Source organism: Wolbachia endosymbiont of Drosophila leontia (assembly GCF_028981785.1).
Classification (GTDB): Bacteria; Pseudomonadota; Alphaproteobacteria; order Rickettsiales; family Anaplasmataceae; genus Wolbachia; species Wolbachia pipientis.
Window position 1 is genome coordinate 1 of record NZ_JAPQLK010000089.1, and the last position, 8,706, is coordinate 8,706.

General features: G+C 34.4%; 11 protein-coding genes and 1 pseudogene. 5 read left to right on the plus strand and 7 right to left on the minus strand.

Annotated elements, in window-relative coordinates:
- From OZD63_RS06290 to OZD63_RS02980, 5 genes and pseudogenes are all read left to right on the plus strand, one after another.
- Window positions 1–112 (plus strand): annotated as a pseudogene (locus OZD63_RS06290) (IS5 family transposase); the annotation flags it as partial.
- Window positions 113–313: 201 nt separating this feature from the next.
- Complete coding sequence (locus OZD63_RS02965) at window positions 314–901, plus strand: L-threonylcarbamoyladenylate synthase (protein WP_264705419.1); 588 nt, start codon at window positions 314–316, stop codon at window positions 899–901.
- Between the two features lie 17 nt (window positions 902–918).
- On the plus strand, window positions 919–1,740 hold the full coding sequence (locus tag OZD63_RS02970) for an AAA family ATPase (RefSeq protein ID WP_275008069.1): 822 nt from the start codon (window positions 919–921) through the stop codon (window positions 1,738–1,740).
- Between the two features lie 73 nt (window positions 1,741–1,813).
- Entirely contained in the window at window positions 1,814–2,608 is a 795-nt protein-coding gene (locus OZD63_RS02975) for a hypothetical protein (protein WP_275008070.1), read from the plus strand.
- 68 nt (window positions 2,609–2,676) lie between these two features.
- Window positions 2,677–3,336: a conjugal transfer protein TraJ gene (locus OZD63_RS02980; protein WP_275008071.1), complete on the plus strand. Its 660-nt coding sequence runs from the start codon at window positions 2,677–2,679 to the stop codon at window positions 3,334–3,336.
- A gap of 6 nt (window positions 3,337–3,342) precedes the next feature.
- Here OZD63_RS02980 and OZD63_RS02985 read toward each other — a convergent pair whose 3' ends face one another.
- From OZD63_RS02985 to OZD63_RS03015, 7 genes are all read right to left on the minus strand, one after another.
- Window positions 3,343–4,824: a proton-conducting transporter transmembrane domain-containing protein gene (locus tag OZD63_RS02985; protein ID WP_275008072.1), complete on the minus strand. Its 1,482-nt coding sequence runs from the start codon at window positions 4,822–4,824 to the stop codon at window positions 3,343–3,345.
- Window positions 4,825–4,893: 69 nt separating this feature from the next.
- Entirely contained in the window at window positions 4,894–5,148 is a 255-nt protein-coding gene (locus tag OZD63_RS02990; RefSeq protein WP_182320719.1) for a hypothetical protein, read from the minus strand.
- Between the two features lie 11 nt (window positions 5,149–5,159).
- Complete coding sequence (locus tag OZD63_RS02995; protein WP_182320717.1) at window positions 5,160–5,531, minus strand: holo-[acyl-carrier-protein] synthase; 372 nt, start codon at window positions 5,529–5,531, stop codon at window positions 5,160–5,162.
- On the minus strand, window positions 5,528–6,796 hold the full coding sequence (gene proS, locus OZD63_RS03000; protein WP_274979970.1) for a proline--tRNA ligase: 1,269 nt from the start codon (window positions 6,794–6,796) through the stop codon (window positions 5,528–5,530). Before proS ends, OZD63_RS02995 begins: the two co-directional genes overlap by 4 nt.
- A 525-nt stretch (window positions 6,797–7,321) precedes the next feature.
- Complete coding sequence (locus OZD63_RS03005) at window positions 7,322–7,444, minus strand: hypothetical protein (RefSeq protein WP_255324038.1); 123 nt, start codon at window positions 7,442–7,444, stop codon at window positions 7,322–7,324.
- A complete protein-coding gene (locus OZD63_RS03010) occupies window positions 7,441–8,088 on the minus strand; it encodes a hypothetical protein (RefSeq protein ID WP_275008073.1) in 648 nt (215 codons plus the stop codon). Before OZD63_RS03010 ends, OZD63_RS03005 begins: the two co-directional genes overlap by 4 nt.
- A gap of 354 nt (window positions 8,089–8,442) precedes the next feature.
- On the minus strand, window positions 8,443–8,622 hold the full coding sequence (locus OZD63_RS03015; RefSeq protein WP_274979973.1) for a hypothetical protein: 180 nt from the start codon (window positions 8,620–8,622) through the stop codon (window positions 8,443–8,445).
- Between the last annotated feature and the right edge of the window lie 84 nt (window positions 8,623–8,706).

Below are 8,706 nucleotides of genomic sequence, written 5' to 3' on the forward strand. Positions count from 1 at the left end.
TAGTTTTAGGAATAAATCTGAGATAAATCGAGAAAAAGAACTGCTAATCAAATGCTATTTGCTTAATAAACACACTGATATTGGTATGGCTAAATTTGAGATAGTTACATGAATTTACCATAAATCACCATCTCATAAAGTGTGATGCAACAAAGCCATCCCAGTGTCAAGCACTGGGATGACACCATTTGTTGTAAACTCACTTTTACTCTATGGTCTTGCCGCTATCCTGAACGGATACAAACTAGCAGTTACTATATAAGATACAATGCAACAAAACTGATCTAGTTGTTATAAATAAGCTTTGAGCTATATGGTATCTAAAATAATAAATGCAATACAGAACAACTTGTTAGTGTGTTTTCCAACAGAAACAGTATATGCTCTTGCTTGTAATGCACTAGATAATGAATCTATAGGAAAAATATATCAGATAAAGAAACGCTCTCAAAATAAGCCACTGTCTATATTTGTTAGTGATATTTGCAGCTTGATGAGAATAGCAAAGCTAGAGAAAAAGTATATTGGTTTAGTAAATCACTTTTCTCCTGGACCAATTACCTACATTTTACCACTTAAAAACAACAACATATTGCCAAACGAATTCTTTAAAGATAGTATAGGCATCAGAATCCCTAAGCATCCTATTGCAATTTCAATATTAAATAAACTGAAAGTTCCAATAGTTGCAACTAGTATAAATATTTCAGGAGAAAAAAGTGTATGTAAGGCAAACGATATACCACAATCCATTAAGCAACATTTATCTGCAGTGATTGAAGATGACGAATTAGTTTCTGGTATAGAATCTACTATTATTGACTTAACCGAAGATAAGATTAAGGTTTTAAGGGAAGGTGCAATTTTATTACAAACAGTAAACAATACATTTTCAAACTAAGATCTATAGGAGAAAGAATGAAAAAAGTAATAGGCCACAACCAAGCCAAAAAAAAAATAGTGAACAACTTATCTGTTCAGTCTTGGCTGATCTGTGGTAAAAAAGGTATAGGAAAAGCAACACTTGCAAAATCCTTCTCCAATTGGTTACTCATAAAAAACTATAATGAAGTAGCATTGGACTTACACATTGTTGAAGGTGATACTATCGGAATAGAAAAAGTCAGAGAAATGAAAAACTTTCTACACTTAAGTCCAATTCAATCAGAACACAAAATAGCTATAATAGATAGCTTAGAGGCAATGACTAATAACGCTAAAAACGCAATATTGAAAATATTAGAAGAGCCGCCAAAAAATTCTAAGATATTTATAATTAGCCATAAGCCATATGATATACAAACCACTATCTTGTATAGGTGCTTTCAGCTAAATTTACTCCCATTAACTTATGATGAAACAAAGCAAGTTGCTTCATCTCAATGTAAGTTTGATGGTCAAACGTTTGATGAAATGATCACTTTATTTCCTGGAATGCCAGGAATGATAATAAATGCAATAAGTAGTGATGCTTATGAAGCATACAAATGCTTTTATAAATTTCTTCATGATTTAAAGAATCCCAATATGATTAGTAAAGTAATTAATAGCGAAATCGAACTAGAACTAGCATCATATATAATTCAGGCCTTCATTTTAGAAAGCATAAAGAGAGAGGTAAATGGTGTTGAAATTCTGCTAAGTCAGTGGAAAAAGATAGATGAACTTTTCGTTGTTGCTAAGCAACTTCACTTAGATAAAAAGCATGTTTTAGCTAATGTAGTTAATATCATGACATAAGTTTACGAAGTATAATACTTTTAACATAAATTCATGATAAAATTCTGTTAATTTAATACTCGAAGTATATAATTTGACTGATAATAAATTAACTGTATGGCAATCAATAGAAGTTTTGACAAAAGCCATATTGAACATGCAGAAAAAATTAAGCTTAATTAAGAATATAGCTTCAGATCAAGACATAGCCCTAGAAAAAGGAAAGGAGTTGTTAAGTGGCATTTATGAAGCAAATTTTAAGCTAAACAAGACAATCAATATAGCTACTTTGCCAAAAATTGGCTATCATATGCTAAAAGGTGAGCTTGTTGTACGTAATCATATTACGGAAGAGGAAATAAAGATTCCTGGAGATTTTCATTACCTTAAAGTCGTAAAATCCGATCATGATAATTATAAATTAACGTTTTGTAATTTTTTAGGTAATGAGTTTTTTGAATATAAAAAGTATGATCCACAATATTCTGGTATTTCAGATGAATATAAATTTGTGGATTTTGGTAGTGTAAAAAAGACTCATAATCTAAAATTTAAGGAATACATTGGTCATGCACCTAAATTTTTTGCTGCAGAAGGGCCTATTGAGCCTGGATCCCAGAACCATGTAATTGATCTATTTGAGCTAGTCAAAAGTGGTAAAGGTAGAAAAGTGGGAACCTTTGCTGATGAATTTGGTTATTTTGATGATCAAAATAAATTACATTATTATAATTATCACAAAAGTGTAGAAAGTAATACTTATGATCCTGAAAATTTCAGTGTAAAAATGATAAATATAGATGTGAGCAAAATCGATAAATTCTACCTCATTGCAGAACAAGGTGATATAATCATTCATCCTATTTGGGAAAATTTAGACATATTTTAAAGTTTTTTTTAGAGTATCTAAGCTTATTGTTACTATAATGATCCGATTAGGTCTGGTAGTATTGTGTTATGGAAGATAAATTGCTTGAATCAGTAAAAAACAAAAGTTATTTCAGTAAAGCAGTCGAATGGTACTGCCATAGGTATCTGTTTTGTGTAGCAGAAAGATCTTGGATGGCATTAATAGTATCGCTTCTCCTAGTATGCTTATGTTTATTAACATTAAACATATACCTGTTATTTCCTATTAAAAAAGATTTAAATTTTGTGAAGTATATGAACCACACAGAAGATGAGTTCTCTGCAATGCATAAGCTTAGTTTCAGTAAAAAGGAAGATGAATACACTTCCACAGCGAGGTACTTAATAAGTAAATACATTGAAATATACGAGTCCATTAAGATCGTTGAACCGAAGTACCAAGAAAATTTTATAAGAAATAATTCTATACATAAAATCTATCAAGGCTTTCAGGAAAAAACGAACAATGAAGCTGTTTCATCCAAAAGAAAAATTGCCAACATAAATGTAATAACATTATCTATTGATCGATCGACCAAGGACTTAGTTACATTTGCTGGAAATGCTACTGTAGTTTTTGCAACCGAGCAAAATAGGGAGGTGAAAAATCAGGCTGTTGAGATTAGCTTCACTTTGTCGAATATAAAAGCAACTCTGGCTGGTATAATACCATTTAAATTTATTGTTAATGGTTATAAATACAGATAATCACATTTAAAATATTACTTGGTAGCTAAAAAAAATAACCAAAGTGCACATAGCAGTAATAACTGGAGGTAAAACTAGAAGAATTGGCGTTTTTTTAATGGAGTAATTCTGAGAAGGTTTTAAGAAAAAGGCATTGTAAATCATCGGTAAAAAGTACAGAGCGTTGAGTATAGTACTAACAATTAACACTAGAGTTACAAACACAGAAAGTATTACATCGCCAGAGTTGAAAACAGCTTGAAAAATGAGAAATTTACCCCAAAAAGTTGGAGCAGGCGGCACCCCTATCATAGACAACGCACCTATAGCAAATGCTGTCATGCTAATTGGCATACTGCGTCCTATACCGTAAATCTTATCTATATATTTCTCACCTGCTCTCGTTATTATTGCTCCGGCAACGAAAAACAAAGTGATTTTTGCAAATGCGTGGCAAACTAATTGAAAAATTGCAACCCTCATGCTGAGCTCACTAAAAATTGAAGCGAACAATACAATATATGACAATTGAGAGATGGTAGAGTAAGCAAGCAATTTCTTTAATTCTTTTTGCTTTAGTGCAGTCAATGATGCAGTAATAATAGTAAATCCAGCAGCGTACGGAAGCCACCCTCCAGCAAACCAATTTTGCTGCACAAAACGTTGCATGTTATCGACGCCAAAAGTGTATAATATAACTTTTATGATGATGAAAACTCCGGATTTCACAACAGCAGCAGCATGCAGTAGTGCACTCACAGGAGTTGGTGCAACCATTGCTTTTGGTAACCAAAAATGCATTGGCATTAATGCAGCTTTTCCTATTCCGTAAATTAGCATAGCAAAACACACTGCAATAAAAGTGATGAGTGAAGTATCAGATTTGAATATTCCACCACTTACAAAGTCTAAAGTATGAAATTCATTATATAAAAGGCCTATTGCAGGAAAAAATAATACCAAAGAAGAGAAAAATAGCACGCCAAAGTAATGGCGTCCTGCAATCATTGATTCATTTGTTGAGTTGTAAGTAACCAGAGGGTATGTACTAATAGTTAGAAGCTCATAAAAGACAAATGTAGTGAGCAAATCTCCAGAAAAAGCAATAAACATTGCACAGCTAATCGATATTGAAAAAAAGCATAGAAAACTTGAGTGATTGCTATCAGCATAGTTATTCTGCATATAACATATTGCATATATACTGGTTAGTATCCATAAAAACGATATCAATAAACTGAATATTACTCCGGTAGACTCTAGCTTTAAACTAATGTGCAAATTATTACCAAAATCCATGAGGATAAATTGAGAATGATCACCATACACCCAATATAAAGTGCACAGACACGTATACGCAAATAGAAGTAGAGAAGAAGTGACAGTAATACTATTGTTCACTCTGGGCCATTTACCAGTAAAAAAAATAGCTAACGCACTTAAAAGTGGAATCAACGCAGTAATTAATAAATAATTCTCAGTAATAAAAAATGGTAAGGAAAGATACATTAACATTAAATTTTTTGTTTAGGTAAAGTTAGAATCATACTCAAATCATAGAAAAACCGCTATGTTTTTTTAGTTATTTGTGTATGCTATAGCTATACTGCGGTTCATTCCACAACTGTACGAACATTTGTTTTTGTTAAACACAACAAAGATGTCATCCCAGTCTGGGATCCAGGAAAGTTTGCTTGTGAGCAAGCAAACTAGCATAGAAAAACGTTTTCGATGAGATTGCAGAAACCAGTGTCTGGGCACTGGAATGACACCATTTGCTGTGCAGTTTACCTTTAAAAATGAATGTTCATACAGTAAGCCATAAGATGACAAAAGAGTAAACTTTATCTGTGTGAGCTATAGACACAAATTATAACAAATGCAGTAGCGTAATCTCCATCGTCACTCAGAGAAAGATGAATTTTGGAGATAAAATCCTTGCTAACGGTAAGATATGGCTTGCCTCTTACATCATTGTATATTTCTATATCTTTCATTATAATACCCTGACCACTACCTCGTGCTTTAACAAAAGCCTCCTTTGCTGCAAAGCGTTTAGCAAAATACCTTGCTCGCATTTCTTGACTATTATACTTTCTACTTAGCTCTATTTCTTTTTCAGTGTAGATTCTATTGAGAAATTTTTCCCCGTATTTTTGTAATATCCTCGATACTCTTGGTATATATACTATGTCAGTGCCGATACCGTGTATCATTTTGTGCTAAAGTGATTTATTGCTTCTTCAATCTGCATTTCCTTTACCTCTCCAGTTGCTCTATTTTTTACTTCAACTATCTTTTCATCTATTGCCTTTTTTCCGACAATTATTTGCCACGGCAAGCCTATCAGATCCATTCTAGAAAATTTTACTCCTACACTCCCTTCCGTATCATCGTAAAGCACTTCATCGCTTTTCAAAGCTTTATATATTTTATCTGCAGCCTCCGTTACTTTCGGTTGTAAATTGATTAAACCAATTCTGAAAGGAGCTACCGATTCTGGCCAGATAATTCCTTTATCATCATGAAAAGCTTCTATTATTGCACCAACAAGTCTTGAAACCCCAATGCCATACGAACCCATATGTATATTGACATTTTTTCCATCTTGAGAAGTAACACTTGCCTTCATAGGCTTCGAATATTTATCACCAAAATAAAAAATATGCCCTATTTCAATACCCTTACTAACATTTAACTGTTCTTGTGATACAGGGCAAGTCTCAGGATCATGCATATCATCTGCAACTGCATATATACTCTTTAAACTTTCAATATCTTCACTCTCTAGTAGTTCAGAAAATTTATTGTCATAATATAAAGTGCTCTCACCAGTGTTTGCCAATATATGAAACTCGTGGCTCAAATTTCCTCCAATTGGCCCCGTATCAGCTCGAACTCCAATTGGAGTAAATCCCATGCGTTTGAAGATTTTTATGTAAGTTTTGTACATCAAATTATATGAATTCAGTGCACCTTCGTAATCTACATCAAAACTGTATGCATCCTTCATCAAAAATTCCCTGCCCCTCATAACACCATAACGTGGTCTTACCTCATCACGGAATTTCCATTGAATTTGGTATAAACAAAGTGGCAAATCTTTGTAACTTTTTACCACATCTCTAATTAAATCAGTTGCTATCTCCTCATGCGTTGGACCAAAAAGCATATCTTCCTCATGCCTATCCTTTATGCGTAGCATTTCCTTACCGTAATCATCGTAACGCCCTGATTCTCGCCAAAGACTTGCTGGTTGCACACAAGGCATTAATGCTTCAATAGCACCGGATTTGTTCATTTCATCTCTGATAATATCTTCAATATTCTTAAGCACTAAGAGACCAAGTGGTAACCACGTATAGATGCCAGATGCTATCTGCTTTATTAAACCTGCACGCAAAGAATATTGATGGGAGATAATTTTAGCATGGGCAGGCTTTTCCTTTAGAGTTGGCAGGTAATATTTGGATAAACGCATATAATGGATCTGATTGTATTAAGTAATCTTAATACAATCAGACCTGTAGGTAAACTTATTTTGAAAAGGAAGGAAAGTGCATGGCTGACCATTTCATAATTATCATAGTCCTTGTACAACATTTTCCTTTTGGCATCGCAACGCTTTTCCACCAAACTGTGCTATGCGATCCTCAACAGAAAGAGTAGGTGAATCTTGCACCTCATTATCCACTGAGTCAACATTATTTACTTGTGGTGAATCAACACACGAACTTGGCGGTACCGGTGACTCCTCTGTTTCTTGTTCAGGATGTATCGGAGATGTGGCTCTAGATCCTATACCACTGTCAAGACCCCCGCTTCCTTCTTCCTTGCTTGATGGGGAATTTGTGTGTTTTGTCTGCTCCTCTTTTTCCTGCTATATCTCTTTTTGTTTGTCTTTGCTTTCATCTGCAGTCCAATCTGAATCGCTAATAGAATCAGAATGCTCACTTTCACTATCTGAGAATTGCATGACTGCTACTCTTTCCTTAAGTCTCTTTGTCTAATCTGAATCATTATCATCCGACTTCTTTCTCTCTGCTTGCTCCCTATCTATTCTTGCAGCAAATTCTTCCGGTGTTTCTTTTTTGTCAGTGCCCCCACTACTTTCTAATTTTGCTTTCAATTCATTTGTAAAATTTTGTCGCTGCCCACTCCTTTTAACGTAGTACCTCCTCCTATCTGTTCAAGCAGAGTAGAATGATTATTATTCTCAGGTTCACCAGCCTTCTTCGGTGCATCATTCTTAGGTTGCTCCGTACGCTTGGAAGCTGTAAAAAAATGCGGAGGCGGAGGTGGTAGTGCAGCATCTTGTTGCAATGGAGGGGGTGGCGGCGGTGGTACACTGACACTTGGATTTGGTTGTGTTCCAAACGTTACTGGAGGTGATTGAGGAGTAGGTACATTTGATTTATTCTCCAGATTAGCACAATTTTTACACACAAATTTTTGTGGTTCTTGAGATGGAGTATGGCTGAATTTCTGTCCATTAAGACCTACTTCTTTCTTATTATCATCTCTAGAAATAGCCAGTTTAACAAGATATGTCACTGAAATAAGTGCAACAACCGTAGAAACAGCAAAAATTGCTAAAGGAACTGCTGCAATAGAACCAGAAACTGCTATAATAACATAAGGAAGATATTGACCAGATATGAAACTAAATATAGATAATAATGAAACAGCAATTAAAGGTTTCCATATAGTCTGCTTAGTTTTAGTAAGCTCCCGACTATCTTCTAGCAATGAAGAATTATTGGATATCATCATTTCTTTGCCTCACTTGTTAACGATAGTTTAATAATAACCCGATTAATAATTTCTGTCAATAATTAATTGTGAAAAACAAAGTTGCAATTTGAATAGATAAGCTATAAGTAATATACGACCAGCAATAGCCATACAATAGACTTCTTGTATAACCCACACTAAGTAGAAAAAAGGTGTCATCCAAGTAGCTGACACTGCTCTCCTTTGTCATTCCAGTGCTTGACACTGGAATGACACCGAAGGGGCTACTGCCGTCTTGGATGGAAACCAGTGTCAGAACTAGTTAACCATGGGGCTTCTTTTGCCTTTTTTTCCATTTGGTAAATTTCTTAAATATTTATGGCTAACATGAAGCTAAGTACGAACTTTGTTAAACATAACAAATGGTGCCATTCCAGTTTTCCATATAATCTCATCGAAAATGTTGTAACCACTTTCTGTGCTAGTTTGCTTGCTTACAAGCAAACTTTCCTGGATCCCAGTGTCTGGGCACTGGGATGACATCATAGGGACACTGGGATTACACCCTGACAATCGTCATCCAGCTACTTGTTAGCGGCTAAGAACCTGTTTAAAATCTTCGTAATAGGAGAGAAATGAAGGAAAGGACAATCATTT